Here is a 23,873-nt window from a genome sequence, read left to right as displayed (position 1 = left end):
GGCGGGTGATCAGCGCACTCGGTGGAGGAGATCCTCGCCGGCGGCCAGGCGGCGGACGTTCTCGGTCGCCACGGTGAAGTAGCGCTGCCACGTCTCGGTCGTCACCCAGGCGACGTGCGGCATGACGACCACGTTGTCCAGGGCGAGCAGCGGATTGGCCGCCTTGACCGGCTCCTCCTCGAAGACGTCGAGCCCGGCGCCGCCGAGATGGCCCGAGGTCAGCGCCTCGACCAGGGCGGCCTCGTCGATCACGGCGCCGCGCGCGGTGTTGACGATGACGGCCCCGGACGGGAGCAGCGCGAGCCGGCGTTCGTCCAGCAGATGATGGGTCTCGCCGGTCAGCGGGATGTGCACCGAGACGATGTCGCTGGCCCGCAGCAGGTCGTCCAGCTCCCGCCAGGACGGGTCGTCCGGCCGCGGCGTCCGCGAGGTGAAGATGACCTCCGCGCCCATCGCCTCCAGCATGCCGCGCAGCAGCCCGGCGATCTCCCCGCCGCCGAGCAGGCCGACCGTGCGGCCCGCGATCTCGCCCCCGACCAGGCCCGGATTGGCGGGCCATCCCCGGCCCTCCCGGGTGAGGCGGTCGAACGTGACGACCCGCCGCAGCGTCGCCAACATCAGCAGCAGTGAGGTCTCCGCGACGGCCCGCGCGTTCTGGCCGGGCATGTTGGCCACGGCGATCCCGCGCTCCGCCGCCGCGTCCAAGTCGATGGTGTTCACGCCGCTGCCGAGCTTCTGGATCAGCTTCAGCTTCGGGGCTCGGTCCATGTCGGCGGCGGTCAACGGGCGCAGGACGTGCCAGATGACCTCGGCGTCCGGCAGCAGCTCGTACAGCCGCTCGTCGTCTTCCTCAGGGCAGCTCACCACGTCCAGGCCAGGCTCGCTGTAGTCCATGTCGTAGTGCAGCAGGATTCGCATACGTCCCATCTTGCCAATCTTGGCGAATGCCCAGGCCACGCACTCTGCGAGAGGATTGCTGGATGCTGGAGACGTCCGTACGGCTGCTCAAACTGCTCGCGTTGCTCCAGGCCCGGCGGGAGTGGTCGGGTGCCGAGCTCGCCGAACGGCTGGAGGTGACGACCAGGACGGTGCGCAACGACATGGAGCGGCTGCGCATCCTCGGTTACCAGGTGCACTCCACGACCGGGACGGCGGGTGGTTACCGGCTGGGGGCGGGCGCGCAGCTCCCGCCGCTGCTGCTCGACGACGAGGAGGCGGTCGCGGTCGCCGTCGCGCTGAGCACGAGCGCGGCCGGGACGGTCGAGGGCATGGAGGAGACCTCGGTCCGTGCGCTCGCCAAGCTCGAAAGCATGTTGCCGTCCCGGCTACGGCGCCGGCTGAGCTCGCTGCAGGCGGCCACGGTGTCGGTGGCGAGGCGGGGTCCCGGCGTGGACGCGGCGGCCCTCACCGGTATCGCCGCGGCCGTACGCGATCACGAGACTCTGCGGTTCGACTACCTGACTCAGGACGGAGCGCCGACCATACGCGCGGCCGAGCCGCACCGGCTCGTCTACACCGGCCGCCGGTGGTACCTGGCCGCCTGGGACACGGGCCGTAAGGACTGGCGGACGTTCCGGGTGGACAGGATGCGGCTGCGCACACCGAACGGACCGCGCTTCACGCCGCGCGAGCCACCCGAGGGCGATGCCGCCGCGTACGTCATGCGGGGCGTGAGCTCCAGAGCCAGGAGTCACCAGGCGAGGATCAGGCTGCACGTCTCGCTGGAGGCCGCCACGGAACGGCTTCCCCCCGAAGCGGGAATGCTGGAGGCCATCGATGACACCTCCTGCCTCTTCATCACCGGGGCGGACGACATCCACGACCTCGCCTCGTTCCTGGGGAGTCTCGGCTTCGGCTTCAGCGTGATCGAGCCCGCCGCGCTGGCCGACCACCTGAGCGTTCTGGCCGACCGCTTCCGGGTGGCGGCCATCCCATCGGAGACACTGGACGGGTGAACGAGATGTCCGACGTGCCCGAGCTGTCTGAAGTGCTGGCAAGCCCTCTCGTCCAGGCGCCGATGGCGGGCGGTGGATCGACCCCCACGCTGGTGGCGGCCGTGTCCGAGGCCGGCGTCACCGGCTTCCTGGCCGCCGGGTACAAGTCCGCGGCGCGGATGCGCGAGGAGATCGAGGAGACACGGAAGGCCACCTCCCGGCCGTTCGGGATGAACCTCTTCATGCCCTCGCACGATCGTGTCGACGAGGCAGTGGTCGCGGCCTACCGGCAGCGGCTCGTCCCCGAGGCCGAACGCCTGGGAGTCGAGCTCGGGGCGGCCGGTGATCGTTCCGACGACTGGGATGCCAAGGTCGCCGATCTGCTGGCCGATCCACCCGCGATCGTCGGCTTCACGTTCGGCTGCCCGGAGCCTGAGGTCCTCAGGGCCTTCCGGGAGAAGGGCACGATCACCATCGTCACGGTGACCTCGGTGGCTGAGGCCCGCACTGCGACGATGGCGGGGGCGAGCGCTCTCTGCGTTCAGGGCAAGGAGGCCGGCGGGCACAGCGGTACCTTCACTGGAGCCGAGGGCACGCCGCTCCGGGAGTTGCTGCCGGCCGTGCGGCAGGCGACCGATCTGCCACTGCTCGCCGCAGGCGGGCTGGCGACAGGCACGCACGTCGCCGAGGTCCTCGCGCTCGGGGCGGACGCGGCGCAGCTCGGCACCGCCTTCCTGCGTTGCCCGGAGAGTGGTGCGAGCGTTGTGCACAAGGCCGCGCTGGCCGATCCGAGGTTCACCGAGACCGCGATGACGAGGGCCTTCAGCGGCCGGTCCGCGCGCGGTCTGGTCAACCGGTTCATGGTCGAGCATTCGCCGTTCGCGCCCGTGGCATACCCGGACGTCCACTACATGACCTCACCCTTGCGCAGGGCCGCAGCGGCGCGCGGAGACGCCGACGTCGTCAATCTCTGGGCCGGGGAGTCGTTCCGCCTCGCCACCGACGCACCCGCAGCCGAAGTCGCAGCCCGGCTGCTGAGCGAACTGGCCGCCGCCACCGTGTGATGGGCGTGGACGGGTGGCACCCACGTGTTGACCTGGTGCGCTTCACCGATACCTTCGGCGTAAAGATCGTCAGGGCGGGCATCGGGGGAGGCCGGCGGGATGCGGCATGGGGGACGATTCGGGGTTTGGGCGCTGGCAGGCGCGGCTGTGCTGATGGGAGTGAGCGGATGCCGCGCCACCGCTGGGCTCAGCCCGACAGCACCGCCGACCTCACCGGCGACGGCCGTCGCCGTGAGAGATGATCCCGCCGTGTGGGCGCGCTGGGGGCTCAAGCCCCTGCGGCCTGCTCCGCCCGCGCCCGCCGACAAGCCGGTCAAGCTCGCCAAGGGCAAGGCGCCGATCATCACCAGGGTCCCGACCCGCGACAAGGTCGTCTTCATCACGATCGACGACGGCAAGGAGAAGGACCCGAGGTTCGTGCAGATGATGACCGATCTGCGGGTCCCGATCTCGATGTTCCTGACGAACGACGCGATCAAGGACGACTACGCGTACTTCAGGCGCCTGCGTGATCTGGGCAACCACATCCAGAACCACACGATGACCCATCCGGTGATGAGCATGCTCGGCCAGAAGGAGCAGCGGCAGGAGATCTGCGGCCAGCAAGAGATTCTCGCCAAGGAGTACGGGGTGCGGCCCACGCTGTTCCGGCCTCCGTTCGGCCGGTACGGCGACAGCACGCAGACCGCCGCCGCCCGATGCGGAGTGCGCGCGATCGTCATGTGGCGTGAGTCCATGCAGATCAACGACATGCAGTACGACGAGCCGGACAAGCGCCTGCGGCCGGGAGACATCATCCTGGCCCACTTCCGCGGACCTGCCGAGCTCAAGGGCAAGACCATGACCCAGATGTTCGCCAACCTGCTCAAACGCATCCGCAAGCAGGGCTTCGCGGTGGCCCGGCTGGAGGACTACATCCAGATCCGCTAGAGCCTGTCAGCCAGGTCCGCTAGAGCTTGCCGATGCCGCCTTCACGGCCGTTCGTGTCATCGATCTTGCGGGTGTCGCGCGGCTCGGCGTAGGGGGTCGCGTCCTCCGGCACGCCCTCCTCCATACGCCTCGCCCGCACCAGTTCGGCGTCGAGCTCGGCGCCCAGCAGGATCGCCACGTTCGACACCCACATCCACACGAGGAAGATCACGACCGTCGCGAGTGCGCCGTAGGTCTTGTTGTACGAGCCGAAGTTCGCCACGTACAGGGCGAAGACCCCCGAGGCGGCGATCCACGCCAGGATCGCGAACGCGCTGCCCGGCGTAATCCAGCGCCAGCCTGGCTGCCGCACGTTCGGCGCCGCCCAGTAGAGCGTCGCGATGGCCACCATCACCACCAGCAGGATCACCGGCCACTTGACGATGCCCCAGACCGTGACGAAGGCCGAGCCCAACCCGAACAAGTCGCCCGCCCACTCGGCGAACCGGCCCGTGAACGTGACCGCGAGCGCGCTGGCGCCGAGAAGCACGACCATGGTGAGCGTGAGCGCCAGCCGCAGCGGCGCCAGCTTCCACATCGGCCGCCCTTCCGGCATCTCGTAGATCGCGTTGACCGCCCGGATGAAGGCCGCGACGTACTTCGACGCCGACCACAGCGCCACCGCCAGGCCGATCGCGGCGAAGACGCTCGCCGTCGGCGCGGTGCCCTGCAGGCTCTCGATGATGCTGATCACGGTGTCCCGGGTCTTGCTCGGCGCGAGTTGCCGCACGTTGTCCACGAGCGTCCGGGTGCCGGAGACACCCGACAACCCGACCAGTGAGACGACGACGATGAGGGCAGGGAAGACCGACAGGATCCCGTAGTAGGTCAGTGCGGCGGCCCAGTCGACGAGATTGTCCCTCTGGAACTCCCTAACGGTCCGCTTGGCGACGCCCCACCAGCCGCGTAGGCCGATCTGCGCCGGACCCTCGATGGGCTTATCAGAGCGCCGCGCGCTCGGCTCGGACGTCTTCGTTCTCGTCTCGGACGACTTGTGGCTTGTCTCGGACGTCTTCGTGCTCGTCTCGGCCGCCTTGTCGCGGGGTGCCTTCCCCTCGCCCGCCTTCCCGCCGGGTGTCATCTTCTCGGTCACCGAATCCGCCTCCTTGCCGCGTTGCGGCCTCTTACCCGCTTAATCCGGGGGGATGCCGGGCGTCAGGATTCGATGTACGTGCGGATGCTGCCCAGCTCGGGATCGGCGGCGTCCGGCACGACCATTCCGGCGGCCACCCCGCTCCGCAGGTAGCTCAGGACGGGCTGGGTGATGCGTTCGCCGGGCAGAACCGCCGGGATGCCCGGCGGATAGGGCGTCAGCATCTCGGCGCTGACCCGCCCGACGGCCTCGTCGGCGGACACCTGCTCCGCGGGCCCGAAGAAGGCGTCACGGGGCAGAACGACCAGTTCGAGCTGCAGATCATCGGGATCGGCGACCTTCACCTCCGGCCCGCCGCGCAGCTCGTCCGCGTGATCGACCAGGTCCTGCAGCGCGGTGAGCAGCGTGGAGGCCGTGTCCTTGTCGTCGGCATACGTCAGCTGGGCACTGATGCGCCGGTGGTCGGACAGGTGCAGGTTGATGTGGTGGTGCTCGCGGATCCAGTCCGCCGCCCGGTAGCCGAGCACGCCGAGCTCGGAGACATCGATGATCACTTGCAGCGGATCCAGGTCGAACGCCTTCCCGGGGGCGACGAACTCGTCCCGGCTGACGTGCAGGCCGGGCAGGCCTTCGACCTCCTGGCGCACGTCGGCGGCCAGGTCCAGCGCCGCCTGCAGCAGCTCGCGCCCCTGCTCGACCATCTGGCGCCGCCAGCCGTCCAGGCCCGCGTACAGCAGCACGGACGGGCTCGTGGTGCCGAGCAGGTCCTCGCGGGCCTTCAGAACGGTCGGATCGACCAGATCTCCCTGCTGGTGGAAGACCGAGCCCTGCTCAAGGCCGCTCCCCATCTTGTGGACGCTGGTCACGCAGACGTCCGCGCCCGCGTCCATGGCCCACGACGGCAGATCGGGATGGAACGGCAGGTGCGCGCCCCACGCCTCGTCCACGATCAGCGGCCTGCCGTACCGGTGGCAGATCTCGGCGATCTCGGCCAGATTCGCGCAGGTGCCGTACGGCGTGGGACTGGTCACCAAAGCGCCACGGGCGTCCGGGTGCTGTTCGAACCGCTTGGCGAACGCCTCCGGCGACGGCGGATGCGCCACGTTGCGATCGGCGTCCCAGCTGGGCTCCACCCAGATCGGCCGCACCCCGCTGATGATCAGTCCCGAGATCACCGACTTGTGGGCGTCGCGGCCGATGAGCAGCTTCTCGCCGGGGCCCGCGACCGACAACATGGCCGACTTGACCGACAGGGAACTGCCGCAGGTCGAGAAGAACGTCTTCTCCGCGTGGACGGCGTCGGCCATCAGTTCCTGCGCCCGTTCCAGCACCCTGTGCGTGGACCGCCGGTCGTCCAGCCCGGAGACGGCCAGCACGTCATGGGTGAAGACCGCGTCACCGAGCACCTCCCGGACGCGCGGATCGGCCCCCCGTCCCTGCTTGTGCCCGGGCGGGGTGAACGGGGTGTCGCCTCGACGCTGGTAGGCCGCGAGCGCGTCCAGTACCGGAGTCTCCGAATGGTCCATAAGCTGCACGTTCCCGTACAGACTGCTTGTTAACTTTGCCCCCGGGCATCGGCCTGAATGGCCCGGCCGCCCTCGGGTAGGGGGCAGGAATGAAGGAACGGATCCCTGGCGAGACGGAGCTCCTCTGGGAGGAGTTCCACCAGATCGTGAACATGACGTCGGATGAACTGCGGACCTGGCTCCTCACGGACGCCTCGGGCGAGGACGCGCTCCCCGCCGATCCGGACCTGAAGTTGCCGGAACTCGGCACCCGGGTGATCGAGGTGCTCCGCAAACGCAAGGTCGATCTCACGGGCGCCGACACCGAGACCATGCGGCAGGTCGTGGACTTCGTCGAGGACAGGCTGGAAGACCGCCCTGCCGGCGCCGAACAGGACGATCACTGGCGGCGGGAGCTGATGACCGTAGGCCACGACCCGCTCAGACCGACGCCCTGAGAGGCTCTGAGCAGCCTTCCGAGCGGCCCTGAGCGGCCGTGAGAGCCCTGCGGCCCTGGGAGAACGTGGGAATCCGCGTTCTCCCAGGGTCTATGGCCCCTTCGGGATCTCGGTCTGCGGGCTGTAGCCGTCGTCCTCCCCGCCAGGTGCGTCCGCCGTGGCATTGGGCGGATCCGTCGGGCCCGGAGCGTGCTCGTCACCGAAATCGGGCTCGGCGTCCTCCTGAGGCGCATCCGCCTCGGCGCGGCGGTCGGCCAGGGGCTTGGCTTGATCCTTCTTCTCCATGGACCTCTCCTGCCCGCGGACGCGCCGGACAATCAACCGTCCAGTGCCCGCTCGTACGCGAGGAGGGTGTCGACGAACAGCCTTCGCTGCTCGGGCGTCAGCGGGTCGAGCGCGCGGCGCCAGGCCTCGGCGCCCTGACCGAGCCACTCCTTGATGGCCGCCTCGTGAGCCGGGGCGATGCTCACGATCGCCCGGCGCCGGTCGTCCTCGTCCGTCCGGCGGTCGAGGATGCCCTGGCGGCTCAGCTCGCCGACCATCAGGCTGACGGTCGCCGGGGTGACCTCCAGCCTCGCGGCCAGCTCGTTCACCGTCATGGCGCCGTCGAAAAGCAGGTAGGCGAGCAGCGAGAGATGCCGCGGCGCCAGGGAGAACGACGCGAGCTCCTTGGGTACGCCGAGCTTCTTCGCGCGCCCGACCACCCGGGGCATGAGGAGCAGGAGCGCGCGGATGCCGGACTCGACGTCCAGTCCATCGTTCACGCCCGCGAGCCTACCCGCCGAAGCCGTCCCCCACGGTGGCGGCGAGCACGAGGAACGCCTCACGCGTCGCGGGAGCGAGCAGGTCGAGCTCGACCTCGGCGTCCTCCGCGAGATGGGGGTCGAACGGCACGTCCACCACGGCCCGGCACCGCCTGTCGAAGTGCTCGCGGAGAGCGCCCACGTCGACCCCGGCCCCGCCTCCCGGCCGGATGCTGGACAAGGCGACCGTCGCCGACCGGGCGAGATGGCCGTGATCGTGCGCCTCCAGCCAGTCCAGCGTCGTGCTCGCCGATCGCGCCGCGGCGACCGACGGGATGGTGACCAGCACGATCTGGTCGGCCAGCTCGAGCACCGCCCCCATCGCCGAGTGAAGGAGCCCGGTACCGCAGTCGGTGATGCAGATCGAGTAGTAGTTCTCCAGCAACTCCGCAACGGCCAGGTAGTCCTCATCGGAGAACGCCTCGGACAGCTCGGGATCCCGCGACGACGCCAGAATCTCCAGCCTGCTGCTGACCGATTGGGAGGTGAACGCGCGGACATCGGCGTAACGCGGCGTCTGCCCGGCCGCCATCTGGAGCAGATCCCGCACGGACGCGGGCGTCTCCACCCGCACCTTTTCCGACAACGTGCCGTGGTCGGGATTGGCGTCCATGGCGATGACCCGGTCGCCCCGTACCGCCGCGAGCGCCGACCCCAGCCCGACCGCCGTGGTCGTCTTGCCCACACCCCCTTTGAGGCTGAGCACTGCCACCCGGTGGTGACCGCCGGCGACCGGCGTACGGACCCGCGAGATCAGCTCACGCCGCCGCGACGCGCCGGCCGACTCCGGCGGATGCACCCGCCCCCAGGAGAGCCGGTAGACCGCCCGCCGCCACCCGTGCACGGGCGCGTCCCGCCGCCCCAGCAGCAGCCGGTCCGGCGTGAGTGCCTCGACTTCGACACCCGGCAGGCACAAGGCAAGCGGAACCGTGGCATCCCCCGGCCCAGCCGGGGGATGATCTTGAAGCGTCACAACGCCCTCCTGGGAACTCGCTACAAAGAGTAGTGATATGTGCACGCTCCGTACCGCCACAAAGAGATCGTTAAACACGAATCGCCCACGTCTGTTCGGTCGGGGACCAGTCGGATGACAGATGCCGGGGCCAGGGGAGCGTTCGTAGCGTCTTGGTGTCGGTAGCCGGCACTGGGTCGGTAGTCAGCACTGGAGGGACGCGTCATGAGGGTCGAGATCGTTCTGGATGTGCCGTGCGTCTGGTCGTACTTCGCGTTCAACCGGTTCCAGCGGGTCGCGGCCCGGGTGCGGGAGGCCGGTGGGGAGCTGGAGGTGGGGTTCCTGCCCTTCCAGCTCGCCCCGGAGGCGACGCCGGAGGGCGAGCTCAAGGTGGACGTGCTGCGCCGGTCGTTCGGGGACGGCACCGCGGACGCCATCACCGGGATCACCGCCAAGGCCGCGGAGGAGGGGCTGGTGTTCCGGCACGAGCGGGCCGTCTTCTCCAACACCTTCGAGGCGCACAGGCTGATCGCGGTGGCGAGCGCGCAGGGCAAGGGCGAGGAGATGGTGGAACGGTTGTTCCGCGCGCACCATACGGATGAGCTGAACGTGGGAGATGTCGGCGTGCTGCGTTCCCTGGCCGAGGAGGTCGGGGTGACGTGGAGCGATGAGGGCGCCGAGGAGTTGCGAGCCGAGCTTGAGAGGGTGCGTGGGCTGGGCGTGCGGGGAATTCCTGTTTTCCTTGTCGAGGGCAGGGAACTGGTCGGCGCACAGTCGGAGGAGGAGCTTTTTGCGGTGCTGACAGCGACGAAAGGTCACGTTCCCGCCAGGTGAGTAGGGTTGCGGATATGCGGCTTTACGGGCGTGATGTAGAGCAGGCAGCGATCGAGCGACTGCTCCAGCACGCCCGTGCAGGCCGGAGTGGTGTCCTGGTCCTGCGGGGCGATGCCGGGATCGGAAAGTCGGCTCTGCTGGGGATCGCTGAGGGCGCGGCCACCGACATGCGGGTGCTGCGCGGGACGGGCATCGAGCGTGAGAGCGGGATGCCCTACGCGGGGCTGCATCTTCTCTTGCGCAAGTATCTCGATCGGATTGACGCGCTTCCGGAGGGACAGGCGCGGGCGCTGAGGGGCGCCCTGAATCTCGGGACCGGCGACGAGACGCGCGGCGATCGTTTCCTGGTTGGTCTGGCGGTGTTGACGCTGTTCTCGGACCTCGCTGAGGAACGGCCGCTGCTGTGCCTGATCGATGACGCCCACTGGCTTGACCCCGCCACCGCCGAGGCGCTGTTGTTCGTGGCCCGCCGGCTGGAGGCGGAGGCGATCGCGATGTTGCTCGCAGTGCGTGATCCGGACGCGCCGGAGTTCATCACGGAGGGGCTGCCCGAGCTGTGGCTGCGAGCGCTGGACAAGGAGGCCGCCGCCGAGTTGCTCAATGCCCGCGCCGCGGAGTTGCCCAATGCCCGCGCCGCGGAGTTGCCTGCGCACGTTCGCAACGAGGTCCTCGTCACGGCGATGGGCAATCCGCTGGCACTGCTGGAGCTGCCCATGGCGCATGCGTCTGCCGGGCCGTCCACGACGTACACCCGACTGCAGCGGACCTTTGCTGAACGTGTCGCAGCGCTCCCCGAGCAGACCCAGCTCTTGGTACTGATGGCCGCGATCGACGACCAGGGTGATCTGGCGATGATCCTCTCGGCGGCGGAGCGGTTCGGCGCCTCGGTCGCCGACCTCGAACCGGCCGAGCGTGAACGGCTGGTGCGCACCGCGGACGGCAGGCTGGAGTTCCGCCACCCCCTGATCCGTACCGCCGTGTACGAGGAGGCGACGCTCAGCCGTCGCTTGAGCGTTCACAACGCCCTCGCCGACGCCTACCGCGCGGCAGGCGACCGGTGCCACTTCGCGTGGCATCTCGCGAGCGCCACGACCGGGCCGGACGAAAAGACCGCCGCCGTACTGGAGGAGACCGCGGAGTTCGAGCGTGGAGGTGGCGGCCATGCCTCCGTGGCCGCCATGTACGAGCGTGCCGCCATGCTCTCGCTGGACCCCGGGCAGCGCGGGCGGCGGCTGTCGGTGGCGGCAGCGGCGGCGGCCGACGCGGGTATGCCCGAGCAGGCGATCTCGCTGGCCGAACGCGCCACGGCCGACGTGACCGACCCGCTCGAACACGCAGACCTCGTCCTGCTGCGGGCCGGGCTGGCGGACGAGCAAGACCGGACAAAGGAAGCCCACCGGCTGCTGGCCGACACCGCCGAGTCGGTCGCCGGCCTCAACCCGCAGACCGCGGGTTACCTCTTCTTCCAGGCCGGCTCGGCCGCCGCGAACGCGGGCGACTTCGCCCTCCTCGACCGGACTGCGTCGCGGGCGGAGGAGCTCGGAGTGCCGAACGCCGAGCTTGTCCGTGCCCTGGCCAGGGCGTTCACGGGGCTCAACCCGGGTGGGCCCGGCGCCGCCGACGGGGTGACGGCCCTGCGCGAGTTGATGGAGAGCATGAGCGACTGCCTCGGCCCCCGCGACGCCCCACGAACCGTGATGTGGCATCTGATGCTCGGTGACCTGGACGGCGGTCTTGAAGCGGCGGCCGAGCTTGAACGCCGCTATCGCAGCGAGGGCGCCCTTGGCCTGCTCTCGCTGGTGCTGATGCCGCTGGCGCGGTTGCAGCTCCTCCTCGGCCATACCCGCGACGCGCTGACGACCGCGACGGAAGGCATGCGCATCGCGGCGGACACCGGGCAGCACCGGATCCGGGTCTACCAGGCCACGACCCTCGCGCAGCTGGCGGCCATGCAGGGAGACGAGCGGCGCTGCGAGGAGCTGACGACGGAGGCACTCGCGCGCGGGCTGCCGCCCAGCAACGTGCACGCCGCGACCGCGCTGAGCCTGCTCGACCTGGGACTGGGCCGTCACGAGGCGTCGCTGAACCGCCTGGCCGGCGTCGTGGCGGGAACGAGCCGCGCGGGCATCATCGCTGCCCTTCCCGACCTGGTCGAGGCGGCCGTAAGGGTCGGACAGCCGGAACGAGCCCATGAGCCCGCACGCTGGCACCAGGACTGGGCCATGCAGATGGGGCAGCCGTGGGGCCGCGCGATAACGACGCGGTGCGCCGCGTTGCTCGCCCCCGACAACAAAGCCGAAGCCCTCTATGAGGAAGCCATTGGACTGCACCTCCAGGGCGGTCCACCGTTCGAACATGCCCGTACCGAGCTGCTCTACGGCGAGTGGTTGCGCCGGTCCCGCCACCGCAACGAGGCGCGCACCCACCTGCGTACCGCCCTGGAGATTTTCGAACGGCTCGGCGCGGACCAGTGGTCGGAGCGGACACGCGCCGAGTTGCGCGCGGCCGGGGAAAGCCTGGGCGACGCCACCCCCGACCGTTCAGACGTGCTCGCCCTGCTGACCCCGCAGGAACTGCAGGTAGTGCGCCTGGCCGCCGCCGGTATGAGCAACCGGGAGATCGGAGCCCAGCTCTTCCTGAGTCCCCGGACCGTCGGCTACCACCTCTACAAGGCCTATCCCAAACTAGGCGTGGCGTCCCGAAACGAGCTGTCCCGCCTAGCCTGACCCGCCCAGCCCAAGCCGTGCCACGTACTGCATGGGGATCAGGTTGTACGGGTGTGGGCGAGGATGGCGTCGGCGAGCTGGGCGTGGATCTGCGGGGGCAGCGTGTGGCCCATGCCCTCGATCATCAGGAGCTCCGCGCCCGGGATCGCGGCGGCGATGAGGGCGCTGTGACCCGGCTTGGCGGGTTCCTCCGTGCCCTCGATGGCGAGCGTGGGCGCGGTGATCCGGTCCAGGACGCCGACCGGCTCGAACGCGGGGTCGGCCATGGCGGCGAGCCGGTGGTTGCCGACAGTGGCGGGGTCGCGGTCCCGGTCGAAGATCTTCTCCTCCAGCCGACGCTGCTCGTCCTCGTCGAACGGGATCGCCGGGCCGTGGAGCACCCGGGCGGTCTCGATGGCGACGTCGATCTGGGACCGGCGGTCGGGTCCGGGCGGGTTGGTCATCATCTTGGAGAAATGCTCGATGAACGCGGGGGTGGGGTAGGGGAGTGCGCCCGGCAGCGGGTCCTCGCCCATCAGGGCCCGTACGAGGTTCGCGCCTTCCTCGCGGCCGAGCGGGGAGGAGCCGATGACCGTCAGTGACAGGACCCGCTCCGGCTGCTCGACGGCGATCCACTGGCTGATCAACCCACCTGCGGAGTGCCCCACGAAGTGGGCCTTGTCGATGCCGTACGCGTCCAGCACGGCCAGCGCGTCCTTCGCGATGTCGGCCCAGGTGTACGGGGCGTTCTCGAAGTCGATCGCGCTCGACTTGCCGGTGTCCCGGTGGTCGTACCGGATGACCCGGCGCCCGGCGGCGACCAGCCGCCCGACGAACGCGTCGGGCCAGAGCACACCCTGCGACATCGACCCCATCACCAGCAGCACCGGCGGGTGGGCCGGGTCGCCGAACTCCTCGGTCCACAGCTCGACGTCCCCATTAACGATCATGCGCTCGGCAGCCATGTCCAGCTCCTTCTCGCGGGTTCTCACCAGGCCGTTCCTGCTGACAAGGAAGAGAATGGCCGGTGCCGTCACTAGTGCCATCCGTAGGACTACTGGGTTCCACTGGCCCCGTGGTCGATCAGGCGTGCGAGCTCGGTGCGGGAGGAGATGCCGAGCTTCGGATAGATCTTGTAGAGGTGGTACTCGACGGTGCGCGGGCTCAGGAACAGACGGGCCGCAACTTCGCGGTTGGACACGCCCTCTGCCACGAGGCGGGCGATGCGCAGTTCCTGCGGGGTGAGGTCGTTCAGGGCGACCGGCTCGGGGCGGGCGGCCGACTCGCCGGCGGCGCGCAGCTCGTTGTGGGCCCGCTCGGCCCACGGGCTCAGGCCGAGCCGCTGGAACGTCTCCATGGCGGTACGAAGCGGGCCCCGCGCGTCCCCTCCCCGGTGATTCCGGCGGAGCCGCTCTCCATAAAGGAGGCCTGACCGGGCTTCCTCGAACGGCGAACCTCTGTCCGTGGCGTGCAGACGCAGCGCCTCCTCGTACTGCGCGAGCGCCTCGCCGGCGTCCTCGGCCAGGAGAGCCCGGCAGCGTGCGACCAGCGGTTGCGGGCCCAGCGCGTTGGCGGCCCAGCGTTCGTACGACGTCAGGGTCGAGCGGGCCGCGCCGAGCTCACCGCAGCCGACCGCGGCCTCGATGCGGTCCGGACTGGAGCGCCAGGTGGAGATCGGATGGGCGGCTCCCAACCCTGCGTTGACCATCGACTCGAAGCGGGCGTGCGCCGCCGCGAAGCGCCCCAGTGTCAGGTCGAGGAGCCCGAGGGCGTACATGGCGACGCTCGCCTGCAGCCCGACCCGATGCGGGATGGCGAGGGCGAGGGCCTCACGCGCCTGCCGCTCGCAGTCGTCCGCACGCCCCTGAACGGCCGCGATCACCGCGAGGTTAGCCAGGTGCGCGGCCGCGGAGTTGGTGTACCCGGCCTCGCGGGCCAGCGCCAGCCCCTCCTCATTGATCGCCGCGCTCAGCGTGAACCGGCCGCTGAGACGCTCGGCCCGCGCCACGAATTCCAGGACGACCGGGAACTGACCGGTCATCCCCGAGACACGGGCGACACGGCCCGCCTGGATGATGTAGTCGGCCGAAGCGTCGATGTCCCCTAGCTGGCCGGCTGCGGCAGAGGCCCACAGCAGGTGGGCGGCCTGGTCGAGCCCGTCGGCGTCGGGCAGCGCCGCACGCAGAACCGGCACGCCGCGTTCAACATCGCCCTCGATCATCGCCCCGATGCCGACCAGCATGGCCCGGAGGAACGGATCGCCCCCATCGAACGACGCCGCCCGACGTCCGATCTCGGCAAGAGCCCCGTTGTCGCCGACATTGCCGGCCGCCTCGGCGGCGTCGGCCAGCATCTCCAGGGCACGGTCGGGATCGGCGTGCTTGGCGAGTTCGGCGCCCTCAATGAACACACGCTGCGCCTCGGCCGCATCACTCGAATGGAGCTCGAACCGGCCGCGCAACTGGGTCAGCTCGGCGAGGAGCCGCGGATCGTCGGCCAGCTCGCGCGCTTCGGCAAGACATGTCTCCGCCTGTCCGGGACGGCCGCCCAGCCAAGAGGCGGTGGACGCATCCGTCAGCCGCCGGGCTCGTACCGCCCGGTCAGGCGTGAGCTCGGCCGCCCGCGCCAGAGCGGCGCCCGCATCCGCGTAACCACCCCGTTCCCGTGCTCGTTCTGCCGAGGCTGCCAGCTCGGCCGCAACCTCCTCGTCCCTGCCGACCGAGGCAGCCGCCCGATGCCAGGCCCGCCGGTCGAGATCGCCGCCCAAGGAATCGGCGAGCGCATTGTGCACAGCCCGACGCTGGACGGAATCCGCCCTGGCGTACACCGCCGACCGAACGAGCGGATGCCGGAACCGGATCGACGCTCCCACGACACTGACCAGCCCAGTGGCCTCCGCCGGGGCCAGAGCCGCCGCTGGATCGCCGCCACCAAGCCGCTCCGCCGCGTCCAGCACCAGACCAAGCTCACCCGACCCCTCCGCCGCCGCGATCAGGAGAACGCGCCGCGTCGGCTCGGGCAGTCCGTCGACCTGGCGGCCGAACACCTCGCTGATCCCTGAGCCGACCGGCAGCGGATCAGGGAGCGGCGCACGACCGGTGAGCTGCTCGGTCGTCAACGTCGCAGCCGCCTCCCCAAGGGCCAGCGGATTCCCTCCGCACAACGCGACCAGCTCGCCGAGCACGGGACCACTTGGTGCGACAGCAGCCCGTTCAACAAGCAGCTCCGCCGCGCTCGCCTCGTCCAGGCCACCGACACGAAGCTCCGGAATGTCCCGGACAGGCACACCGGTGTGGTCGCGGACCGCGAGCAGCATGCCCACGCCCTCCTCACGCAGCCGCCGGGCCGCGAACAGCACCGCATCCGCCGAGGCCCGGTCGAACCACTGGAAGTCGTCGATGATGCAGAGCAGGCCGCCGTCCGCTGCCGCCTCAGTGAGCAGCGACAACACCCCCGCTGACAGAAGAAACCGGGCATCGGCGGGCGATGCGACGGCAAGGCCGAGCGCACCGCGCACGGCGTCGCGCTGAGGCTCGGGCAGCGCGTCGAGCAGGTCGGTCACGGGCCACAGCAACTGGTGCAATGCGGCAAAAGCCAAGCCCGCCTCAGGCTCCGCCCCTGTAGCCCGCAGGACCCGCATCCCCCCAGCGACTACGCACGTGGCAGCGTGGTCGAGAAGCGCCGACTTGCCGACGCCCGCCTCCCCACGGAGCACGAGCGCCTGGCTCGCTCCTCCACGGACGGCGGCGACCAGTTCGTCGACCGCCGCCCGTTCCGTCCCCCGTCCGTGCAACATGCGCCGATTGTGCCGCAGGTGCGCTGCTCATCGGGCCACCGGGAACGCATCCGAAAGAGCCCTCGACCTACAGCAAGGTCGAGGGCCCGTCGTTCAGACGCTGCGGCTCAGCGAGGCAACCCGCTCGCGGAGGTCGGTTGTGGCCGTGACGACGTTGGTGAGGGCGGCTTCGACCTGGTCGTACGTGCGGGTCTTGAGGCCGCAGTCGGGGTTGATCCAGACCTGGTTCGCGGGGAGGACGCGCAGGATCTTCTCGGCCAGGTCGGTGATCTCTGGCACCGTGGGGATGCGGGGCGAGTGGATGTCGTAGACGCCTGGGCCGAGGCCGCGGACGAAGCCTTTCATCGCCGGATCGTCCAGGACACGCGCGTTGGAACGGGCCGACTCGATCGTCGTCACGTCGGCGTCCAGGGCGTCGATGGCGGTGAGCACCTCGGCGGCGTCGGAGTAGCAGAGATGGGTGTGGATCTGGGTCCGGTCGGCCGCGACAGACGTGGCCCGCCGGTACGCGGCGACGGCCCACGAGAGGTAGGCGGCCTGGTCGGCCCGGCGTAGCGGCAGCAGCTCACGCAGCGCGGGCTCGTCCACCTGGATGATCGAGACGCCCGCGTTCTGGAGGTCGGCCACCTCGGCGCGGATCGCGTCCGCCACCTGGTCGAAGACGGCTCTCAGTGGACGGTCCTCGCGGACGAACGACCAGGCGACGATGGTCACCGGCCCGGTGAGCATGCCCTTGACGGGCTTGCCGGTCAGCGACTGCGCGTACCGTGCCCAGCCCACCGTGATCGGGGCGGGCCGCCCGACGCCGCCGTGCAGGATGGGCGGACGCGTGCAGCGGGAACCGTACGACTGCACCCAGCCGTGCTTCGTGATGGCGAAGCCGTCGAGATGCTCGGCGAAGTACTGCACCATGTCGTTGCGCTCGGGCTCGCCGTGCACGAGAACGTCGAGGCCGAGGCGCTCCTGGAGCCGTACGGCGCGTTCGATCTCTGCCTTGACCAGCGCCTCGTAGCGCTCGTTGGTGATCTTCCCGGCGGCCAGTGCCGCACGGGCCGCCCGGACGTCGCCGGTCTGCGGGAACGACCCGATCGTAGTCACCGGCAGCGGCGGGAGGCGCAGGTGTTCGGCCTGCGCGGCGGCGCGGACGGGATAGGGGCTGCGCTCGGCAGGCGGTGTGCCCTCCGGCGACGAGGCCTCGGGTCGTACGGGTGGGGTGGTCACTGCGTCGTTGGGCGCCGCCGCGAGCAGCCGGGCGAGCTCGATGACCTCGCCCACCTTCTGGTCGGCAAAGGCCAGGCGTTTCCGCAGCGCGGGGTCGAGGTCGGTCTCCAATTCCAGGTCATGCGGAACGTGGAGCAACGAGCACGAGGTGCTCACGGTCACGTCGCCAACTTTGGTGCGCAGAAACCGCAGCATGTCCAACGCGTCGTTCAGGTGAGTTCGCCAGACGTTCCGGCCCGGCACGACACCGGCCACGACGGTCTTGCCCGCGAGGGAATCCAGGTCACGCCGGGCCAGCACGTCGCGTCCCCGGTCGAGGTCCAGGCCGATCGCCTCAACGGGGCAGTCGGCCAGCACTGGCAGGGCCGCGCCGAGCTCCCCGAAGTAGGAGGAGACGAACAACCGTGGCCGCTCAGTGAGGTTGAGGCCGCCGAGCCGTTCGTACGCCACCCGTACGGCCACCAAGTCCTCGTCCGAACGATCGGCGACCAGCGCGGGCTCGTCCAGCTGCACCCAGTCCACGCCTTCCGCGGCGAGCGCCCTCAGCAGCTGGGCGTACACATCGAGCACGTCGTTCAACCGATGCATCGGCGTGAATCCGTCCGGACTTCCGGTGGACGCTTGCGAGAGGAGCAAGAAGGTGACCGGTCCCAGGAGCACCGGCCGCGTGGAGATGCCGAGCTCCCGCGCCTCGGCGACCTCACGGAGCGGCTTGTCGTCCGCCAGCCGGAAGGCCGTCTCCGGACCGATCTCCGGAACGATGTAGTGATAGTTGGTGTCGAACCACTTGGTCATCCGAAGCGGCGCCACATCGTCGGTGCCGCGCGCCATCGCGAAGTAGACATCGTCGGCCGCGTGATAGCGAGCGGGCACCGCGTCGAGCATGAACGCGGTGTCGAGCACATGGTCGTACAACGAGAACGTGTTGGACGGCGGCGCCGACAACCCCAGGTCCGTCAGCCGCCGCCAGGTGGCCTCCCGGAGCCGGCGCCCCGCCGAGGTCAGGTCGTCGCGGCTTGATCGGCCGTTCCAGTACGACTCCAGTGCCCGCTTGAGCTCGCGGCGCGGTCCGATCCTCGGATAGCCGAGGATCGTGGCGGCGGGAAAAGCGGCGGGAACGGCGTTCGGCCGGGCGGTCATGCGGTCTCCTTCGAATCCTGCGATGGCGAGGGAACGCAGTGTGCACAGCCCGGTCCACGCCTGCCGGATCCATCAGCGCCGGTTATCGCCGACACTGGTCGCATGACCTCAGAGATCGCCCCCACCCGGCAGCGCTGAGCGATGGATCACGGCCCGCCGCTGCGCGACATCGGATGCTTCGCGGCCGTCGCGCGCAACCTGAGTTTCTCCCGGGCGGCGGTCCAGCTCGACATGTCTCAGCCCGCAGTGAGCCAGGCGATCGCGCGCCTCGAACGGACCCTTGACCTGCGGCTCTTCGAGAGAACGAGCCGTGAGGTCCAGCTGACCCCGGCAGGCCGGGCGTTGTTGCCGCACGCCGAAGCCCTGCTGGAACAGGCAGCTGCGTTCTCGGCAGAGGCGAGCCGTCTGGCCGGTCCACAGGGGAAGTCGATTCGGTTCGCTTATGACCCGCTCGTCGGGACGCTCGCCGCGCAGGTCGCCCGGCGCCTCGCCCGGCACCTGCCGGACGCCGAGGTGGAGCTGCGCCCGGCGGTCTGGACGGAGGCGACGGCGGAACTGACCCAGGGCACGGCCGCGGTCGCGATCATGAGTGCGCCGTTCCCGCCGGGGCTCGCGACCACCGCGCGGTTCCACGTGCCCGTGACCCACCTGGCCGTCCCGGCGGGCGGGCCCCTGGCCACCGCCTCGTCCGTACGGCTGGAGCAGCTGACCGGGCATCCGGTCCTCCTGCCGCGCGCCCTGTGGGTGCAGCTTCCCGGACGGCTGCGCGCGGCCCTCCAGTCGCAGGCCGCCGCGCACGACATCGACGACCTGGCGGCGGCCCTCGATCTCGTCGCGGCCGGGCGGGGGCTGATGCCGGCGCCGCGCCTCCTCGCGGAGACCGTGCGCCGCCCCGACATCAGCTTCCCGCCGCTCGGCGACGGTGACCTGGGCGATCTGCGGATGACGTACGGCCTCGTCTGGGACCGGGAGAACGCCTCAGCCCAAGTGATGGCCCTCGTCCAGACCGTTCAGGAGGCCCTCCGCCGCCGCGGCGTTCCCTAGTCCCGCTGGGCCTTCGTACCGCTAGGCCTTGGACGGGTTCTTGATGGCCTCGTAGACGCTGCCGAGTCCGTCCGCCCCGTGGCCCTGGTCGACCGCGCGCCAGAAGAGGTCCCGGAGCGCCATCGGGAACCCGGTGTCCAGGCCGGCGGCCTTGCTGGCCTCGACGACGTGGTCTGCGCTCACGGCCTGCATGAGCAGGCTGTTGAGCTCGCCCGGGTACTCGCCCTTCTCGATCTCATCGGTGAGGATCTTCACGAAGCCCATCGGGCCCTCGCTGGCGAGGTCCCCGATGGTCGCCGCGCCATACGGACGGAACGCCTCAGGGGAGACACCGGCCGAGCCGACGAGCGCGACCGCGTGCATATAGCTGGTCAGCGACGACCAGAAGATGAACAGCTGCGCCGTGTAGTACAACATCGCCAGGCCGTGGTCCGCGCCGACGTACGTGACGTCCGTCAGCACCTTCAGCGTCTCGCGGTGCTTCTCCAGAACCGCCTCGGAACCGCTGTAGAACGTGTACGCGCCCGGCTGCCCGATGCCCGGCGGCGGGGTCATGATGCCGCCGGTGATCAGGTCGGCGCCGTACCCGGCCGCCCAGCTCTCCGCCGCGCGCAGCTTCTCCGGGGTGTCGGAGCTGAGGTTGACCAGCACCCTGCCCTTGAGCGCGTCGGCCGCGGAGCCGATCGAGTCGTACATCGCCTGGTAGTCGATCTGGCTGATGACGACCAGCTCGTTCGCCGCGAGCGCGTCGGCGGGGGTGGCGGCGAGCGTCGCGCCCTGGGCGATCAGCGGCTCGGCCTTGCTCGCCGTGCGGTTCCAGACCGTCACCGGGTGCCCTGCCTTCAGGAACGTCTCGGCCATCGTCGCGCCCATCGGGCCCAGCCCGATGACCGTCACAGGGGTCTTATTCGTCGCCATTGTCTTCTCCGTAGTCGTCGTCTCTGACGTTGTGATTTCACAGTGGCGCCGAGCCCTTCGGGGTCGCTTCCAATTCGCTACGGGCCGCCTGGGAGGGAGTGTCCGAGCGCTCCATTAACCTGGGGGAATGCGCTTCGGGGTGCTCGGTCCGCTGGCCGTCTGGACAGATGACGGGACGCGGGTCACGGTTCCCGAGGCCAAGGTCCGTGCGCTCCTCGCCAGCCTGCTGACCCAGCCGGGGCGCGTGGTCTCCACAGACCGGCTGATCGACGATCTGTGGGGCGACCGGCCGCCGCGCAACCCCCTCGGGACACTCCAGGCACGGGTCTCCCAGCTCCGCAAGACCCTGGCCGACGCTGAGCCGGGCGGCCGTGACCTCGTGGTCTCCCGGGTCCCCGGATACCTGCTGGAGGTCGCGCCGGACGCCGTCGACGCCGAACGCTTCGAGGCCCTGGTCGCGCAGGCACGCGGGGCCGGGGATCCACGATCGCGGGCGGCCCTGCTGGCGGATGCGCTCGCGCTCTGGCGCGGGCCCGCCTACGCGGACTTCGCCGACGACGAGTTCGCCCGGGCCGCGATCGTACGTCTCGATGAGCAGCGGCTGGCGGCGCTCCAGGCGCACGCCGAGGCGCGCCTGGAGCTCGGCGAGCACAGCCTCCTGACCGGGGAGCTCGCCGGGCTCGTCGAGCGCCATCCGCTCCGCGAACGGCTCCGCGCCGCGTACATGCGCGCCCTCTACCGGGCCGGACGCCCGAGCGATGCGCTCGCCACCTACGGCGAGCTGCGTGACCGGCTGCGCGACGAGCTGGGGCTCGACCCCGGTCGCGAGCTTGCCGCGCTCCACCAGGCGATCCTGGAGCAAGACCCCGCGCTGTCTCCGGCCACCTTTGAGGTCACTTCTGAGGTCACTTCTGCGGCGGCCCGGCCGCCGCGTCTGCCCGCCGCGCTCAGCGGTCTGATCGGCCGGGCCGAGGCCGTCAGTCAGGTCGGCGTGCTCATGAAGACAGGCCGCTACGGAGGGCCCCGGCTGGTGACGTTGACCGGTCCGGGCGGCGTCGGGAAGACACGGCTGGCGATCGAGACCGCCAGGGAGGCGGACGACGCGTTCCCGGACGGCGTGTGGCTGGTCGAGCTGACCGCCCTCGCACCCGGCAGCCGCGACGTGGCCGAGCTGGTCGCGGCGACCCTGGCCGTCCGCGAGGAGAACGCGGCGGGAGCGGACTTTGGTGAACGGCACGAGCCGTCCGACCGGGTGGCCGACGCTCTCGCGGCCCGGCGGACGCTCCTCCTGCTGGACAACTGTGAGCACGTGATCGAGCCGGTTGCCGAGCTGGTGGAACGCCTGCTGAAGGCCGCTTCCGAGCTGCAGGTGCTCGCGACGAGCCAGGAGCCTCTCGGTCTTGCCGCTGAACGTGTCGTCGCCGTACCGCCGCTCGACCTGCCAGACAGTGCCGCCGGAGCGCCGGAGGAGCTGCGGAAGTCCAGCGCCGTACGGCTGTTCGTCGCGCGGGCGGAGGCGGCCGCACCGGACTTCGTGTTCGACGCAGAGAGCGCCCCAGCGGTCGCGGCGATCTGCCGCAGGCTGGACGGCATCCCGCTGGCGCTGGAGCTGGCCGCCACCCGGGTCCGTCTGCTCGGCGTTCATGAGCTCGCCGCGCGCCTGGACGACCGGTTCCGGGTGCTCGCCGCCGGGCACCGGGGCGCGCCCGCCCGCCAGCAGACGTTGCGCGCGATGATCGACTGGAGCTGGGAGCTGCTCTCCGAGCCCGAACGCACCGTGCTGCGCCGCCTGGCCGTGCACTCCGAAGGGGCGACGCTCGACAGCGCCGAAGCGATCTGTGCGACCGGCGATGCTCGGGTCGACGACGTACGGGCCGACGACGTACGGGCTGAAGAGGTCCTCGATGTGCTGGCCCGCCTCGTGGATCGGTCGCTCGTCGTGACCGTCACCACCCTTCCGTTGCACGGTCCCCGCTACCGCCTCCTGGAATCGGTCGCGGCGTACGCCCTCGAACGTCTCCGAGACGCGGGTGAGGAGCGGCTCGTTCGCCAACGGCACGCTCGCTACCACGCGGACCTGGCGGAACGGGCCGCCGAGCGGCTGCGCGGCCCGGAGCAGCGGCGATGGCTGGAGCGGCTCGACATCGAGAGCGCCAACCTGCGTGCCGCACTCGACCACGCGGTGCGGGACGGCGACGCGCACCTCGCGCTGCGGCTCGTCAACGCGCAGGCATGGCACTGGTACCTGCGCGGGCGGTTCAGGGAGGCCCGGCGGTCACTCGACCGCGCGCTCGCCGCCGAGGGCGATGCCCCGGCCGCGGTGCGGGCCGCGGCGGTGACCTGGCACGCCGCCATGACGATGATCTCCGGCGACGGCGCCGACCCGACCCGGCTGATCGAGACGGCGCTGCGCGCGTACGAGGGCGTGGACGATCCGCGTGGGCGCGCGATGGCGGAGTGGTTCCTGAGCTTCGTGCACTGGGCCTACGGGGACATGGCGGCGACCGCGGCGCGGATCGAACGCGCGCTGGCGGCCTTCCGTTCGCTCGGCGATCGCTGGGGCGTCGCAGCCGCCCTGGGCACCCGGGCCACTCTGGCGTCGGTTCCCGGCGATCTCGCGCGGGTCGAATCGGACGGCGCGGAAAGCCTCGCGATTTTCGAGGAACTGGGTGACGCCTGGGGGCGTCTCCTCGCCATGGACCCGCTTGAGCGAGCCGCTGAGATCGCCGGGGACTATGAAAAGGCGGGCCGGCTCCGTCGTGAGGGCGTCCGTATCGCCGAGGAACTCGGCCTGTGGCCTGAGGCCTCGTTCAAGGTCGCCGGGCTGGGCCGGATCGCGCTGCTGACCGGGGATCTCGACCGGGCCCGGGAACTGCACGAACGGGCGTTGCGGCTCGCCGTCGAGCATTCGAGCAGGTCCTCGCGGGAGTTCGCCGAGATCGGGCTCGGGCTGGTGGCCCGGCGCCAGGGCAGGCTGGACGACGCCGAGACCCATCTGCGCAGCCCGCTCGCGTGGCTCGAACGCGTGGGAGGCCAGGCGGGCACCGCGTTCATCGCCGCCGAGCTCGGTTTCGTCGCCGAGCAGCGCGGCGACGCGGAGCGGGCCCTCTCGCTGCATCTGGACGGTTACGACGACGCTGCCGCCACCAACGATCCGCGTGCGGTCGCCCTCGCCCTCGAAGGGCTGGCCGGGGCGCGGGCGCTCGCCGGTCGTCCGGAGAGCGCCGCGAGCTTGCTGGGCACGGCCGCCGCCACGCGCGAATCCGTCGGGGCGCCACTTCCCGACGCCGAACGCGGAGACGTAGACCGCATCACCGCATCCGTTCGGCAGGCCCTCGGCGACGAGGCCTTCGCAGCCGCGTTCGCCGAGGGCCAGGCCCGCACCCCGGATGAGCAGCGAGCAGCCATCAGGGAACGAGCAACCATCCAGGAATGAG

General features: G+C 70.6%; 18 protein-coding genes. 8 read left to right on the top strand and 10 right to left on the bottom strand.

What is annotated here, in order from left to right; genetic code table 11:
• Positions 1-9: 9 nt before the first annotated feature.
• Positions 10-927 (bottom strand): 2-hydroxyacid dehydrogenase, encoded by a 918-nt coding sequence (locus ACH34W_RS26400; RefSeq protein ID WP_395963756.1) that lies wholly within the window; start codon positions 925-927, stop codon positions 10-12.
• 53 nt (positions 928-980) lie between these two features.
• On the opposite strand from ACH34W_RS26400, the gene ACH34W_RS26395 reads away from it, so the two are divergent.
• The 3 genes from ACH34W_RS26395 to ACH34W_RS26385 all read left to right on the top strand — a co-directional run bounded on the left by ACH34W_RS26395 (position 981) and on the right by ACH34W_RS26385 (position 3,928).
• Positions 981-1,955 carry a helix-turn-helix transcriptional regulator gene (locus ACH34W_RS26395; RefSeq protein WP_395963755.1) on the top strand — a complete coding sequence of 325 codons (975 nt, stop codon included), beginning with the start codon at positions 981-983 and terminating at the stop codon, positions 1,953-1,955.
• A 5-nt stretch (positions 1,956-1,960) separates the two neighbouring features.
• Positions 1,961-2,998 (top strand): NAD(P)H-dependent flavin oxidoreductase, encoded by a 1,038-nt coding sequence (locus ACH34W_RS26390; RefSeq protein ID WP_395963924.1) that lies wholly within the window; start codon positions 1,961-1,963, stop codon positions 2,996-2,998.
• Positions 2,999-3,229: 231 nt separating this feature from the next.
• Entirely contained in the window at positions 3,230-3,928 is a 699-nt protein-coding gene (locus ACH34W_RS26385; RefSeq protein WP_395963753.1) for a polysaccharide deacetylase family protein, read from the top strand.
• A gap of 19 nt (positions 3,929-3,947) precedes the next feature.
• Here the strand turns inward: ACH34W_RS26385 and ACH34W_RS26380 are convergent, their stop codons facing one another.
• Complete coding sequence (locus ACH34W_RS26380) at positions 3,948-5,060, bottom strand: YihY/virulence factor BrkB family protein (RefSeq protein ID WP_395963752.1); 1,113 nt, start codon at positions 5,058-5,060, stop codon at positions 3,948-3,950.
• 62 nt (positions 5,061-5,122) lie between these two features.
• On the bottom strand, positions 5,123-6,586 hold the full coding sequence (locus ACH34W_RS26375; protein WP_395963751.1) for an aminotransferase class I/II-fold pyridoxal phosphate-dependent enzyme: 1,464 nt from the start codon (positions 6,584-6,586) through the stop codon (positions 5,123-5,125).
• Positions 6,587-6,675: 89 nt separating this feature from the next.
• Between ACH34W_RS26375 and ACH34W_RS26370 the strand changes: the two genes are divergently transcribed.
• Entirely contained in the window at positions 6,676-7,023 is a 348-nt protein-coding gene (locus ACH34W_RS26370; RefSeq protein WP_395963750.1) for a DUF3140 domain-containing protein, read from the top strand.
• A gap of 90 nt (positions 7,024-7,113) precedes the next feature.
• Here the strand turns inward: ACH34W_RS26370 and ACH34W_RS26365 are convergent, their stop codons facing one another.
• Genes ACH34W_RS26365 through ACH34W_RS26355 form a run of 3 tightly spaced genes read right to left on the bottom strand, consistent with a single transcriptional unit; the run spans position 7,114 to position 8,799 of the window.
• Complete coding sequence (locus ACH34W_RS26365) at positions 7,114-7,308, bottom strand: hypothetical protein (protein WP_395963748.1); 195 nt, start codon at positions 7,306-7,308, stop codon at positions 7,114-7,116.
• Positions 7,309-7,340: 32 nt separating this feature from the next.
• Complete coding sequence (locus ACH34W_RS26360) at positions 7,341-7,787, bottom strand: MarR family winged helix-turn-helix transcriptional regulator (RefSeq protein WP_395963747.1); 447 nt, start codon at positions 7,785-7,787, stop codon at positions 7,341-7,343.
• Positions 7,788-7,797: 10 nt separating this feature from the next.
• Positions 7,798-8,799, bottom strand: a complete 1,002-nt coding sequence (locus ACH34W_RS26355) for an AAA family ATPase (protein WP_395963746.1) — start codon at positions 8,797-8,799, stop codon at positions 7,798-7,800.
• A 204-nt stretch (positions 8,800-9,003) separates the two neighbouring features.
• Here ACH34W_RS26355 and ACH34W_RS26350 point away from each other — a divergent pair, with 204 nt between their 5' ends.
• A complete protein-coding gene (locus ACH34W_RS26350) occupies positions 9,004-9,612 on the top strand; it encodes a DsbA family protein (protein WP_395963744.1) in 609 nt (202 codons plus the stop codon).
• Between the two features lie 14 nt (positions 9,613-9,626).
• Positions 9,627-12,338: an AAA family ATPase gene (locus ACH34W_RS26345; RefSeq protein WP_395963742.1), complete on the top strand. Its 2,712-nt coding sequence runs from the start codon at positions 9,627-9,629 to the stop codon at positions 12,336-12,338.
• Positions 12,339-12,376: 38 nt separating this feature from the next.
• Here the strand turns inward: ACH34W_RS26345 and ACH34W_RS26340 are convergent, their stop codons facing one another.
• From ACH34W_RS26340 to metE, 3 genes are all read right to left on the bottom strand, one after another.
• Complete coding sequence (locus ACH34W_RS26340; RefSeq protein ID WP_395963741.1) at positions 12,377-13,309, bottom strand: alpha/beta fold hydrolase; 933 nt, start codon at positions 13,307-13,309, stop codon at positions 12,377-12,379.
• 62 nt (positions 13,310-13,371) lie between these two features.
• Positions 13,372-16,113 (bottom strand): helix-turn-helix transcriptional regulator, encoded by a 2,742-nt coding sequence (locus ACH34W_RS26335; protein WP_395963740.1) that lies wholly within the window; start codon positions 16,111-16,113, stop codon positions 13,372-13,374.
• Positions 16,114-16,206: 93 nt separating this feature from the next.
• Complete coding sequence (metE, locus tag ACH34W_RS26330) at positions 16,207-18,474, bottom strand: 5-methyltetrahydropteroyltriglutamate--homocysteine S-methyltransferase (RefSeq protein ID WP_395963739.1); 2,268 nt, start codon at positions 18,472-18,474, stop codon at positions 16,207-16,209.
• Between the two features lie 141 nt (positions 18,475-18,615).
• Between metE and ACH34W_RS26325 the strand changes: the two genes are divergently transcribed.
• Positions 18,616-19,518: a LysR family transcriptional regulator gene (locus ACH34W_RS26325; protein ID WP_395963737.1), complete on the top strand. Its 903-nt coding sequence runs from the start codon at positions 18,616-18,618 to the stop codon at positions 19,516-19,518.
• 21 nt (positions 19,519-19,539) lie between these two features.
• Here the strand turns inward: ACH34W_RS26325 and ACH34W_RS26320 are convergent, their stop codons facing one another.
• Positions 19,540-20,436 carry an NAD(P)-dependent oxidoreductase gene (locus tag ACH34W_RS26320; protein ID WP_395963736.1) on the bottom strand — a complete coding sequence of 299 codons (897 nt, stop codon included), beginning with the start codon at positions 20,434-20,436 and terminating at the stop codon, positions 19,540-19,542.
• A gap of 127 nt (positions 20,437-20,563) precedes the next feature.
• Here ACH34W_RS26320 and ACH34W_RS26315 point away from each other — a divergent pair, with 127 nt between their 5' ends.
• A complete protein-coding gene (locus tag ACH34W_RS26315; RefSeq protein WP_395963735.1) occupies positions 20,564-23,872 on the top strand; it encodes a BTAD domain-containing putative transcriptional regulator in 3,309 nt (1,102 codons plus the stop codon).
• The last annotated feature ends 1 nt before the right edge of the window (position 23,873 follow it).

The organism is Actinomadura sp. 6N118, from assembly GCF_044326415.1.
Lineage (GTDB): Bacteria > Actinomycetota > Actinomycetes > Streptosporangiales > Streptosporangiaceae > Spirillospora.
This window is presented reverse-complemented; position numbering and strand designations above follow the sequence as displayed.

Excerpts from the sequence above, each read along its gene's own strand:
- ACH34W_RS26400 (WP_395963756.1), bottom strand. The coding sequence starts at position 927 with ATGGGACGTATGCGAATCCTGCTGCACTACGACATGGACTACAGCGAG.
- ACH34W_RS26395 (WP_395963755.1), top strand. The coding sequence starts at position 981 with ATGCTGGAGACGTCCGTACGGCTGCTCAAACTGCTCGCGTTGCTCCAG.
- ACH34W_RS26390 (WP_395963924.1), top strand. The coding sequence starts at position 1,961 with ATGTCCGACGTGCCCGAGCTGTCTGAAGTGCTGGCAAGCCCTCTCGTC.
- ACH34W_RS26375 (WP_395963751.1), bottom strand. The coding sequence starts at position 6,586 with ATGGACCATTCGGAGACTCCGGTACTGGACGCGCTCGCGGCCTACCAG.
- ACH34W_RS26370 (WP_395963750.1), top strand. The coding sequence starts at position 6,676 with ATGAAGGAACGGATCCCTGGCGAGACGGAGCTCCTCTGGGAGGAGTTC.
- ACH34W_RS26365 (WP_395963748.1), bottom strand. The coding sequence starts at position 7,308 with ATGGAGAAGAAGGATCAAGCCAAGCCCCTGGCCGACCGCCGCGCCGAG.
- ACH34W_RS26350 (WP_395963744.1), top strand. The coding sequence starts at position 9,004 with ATGAGGGTCGAGATCGTTCTGGATGTGCCGTGCGTCTGGTCGTACTTC.
- ACH34W_RS26345 (WP_395963742.1), top strand. The coding sequence starts at position 9,627 with ATGCGGCTTTACGGGCGTGATGTAGAGCAGGCAGCGATCGAGCGACTG.
- ACH34W_RS26335 (WP_395963740.1), bottom strand. The coding sequence starts at position 16,113 with ATGTTGCACGGACGGGGGACGGAACGGGCGGCGGTCGACGAACTGGTC.
- metE (WP_395963739.1), bottom strand. The coding sequence starts at position 18,474 with ATGACCGCCCGGCCGAACGCCGTTCCCGCCGCTTTTCCCGCCGCCACG.
- ACH34W_RS26325 (WP_395963737.1), top strand. The coding sequence starts at position 18,616 with ATGGATCACGGCCCGCCGCTGCGCGACATCGGATGCTTCGCGGCCGTC.
- ACH34W_RS26320 (WP_395963736.1), bottom strand. The coding sequence starts at position 20,436 with ATGGCGACGAATAAGACCCCTGTGACGGTCATCGGGCTGGGCCCGATG.
- ACH34W_RS26315 (WP_395963735.1), top strand. The coding sequence starts at position 20,564 with ATGCGCTTCGGGGTGCTCGGTCCGCTGGCCGTCTGGACAGATGACGGG.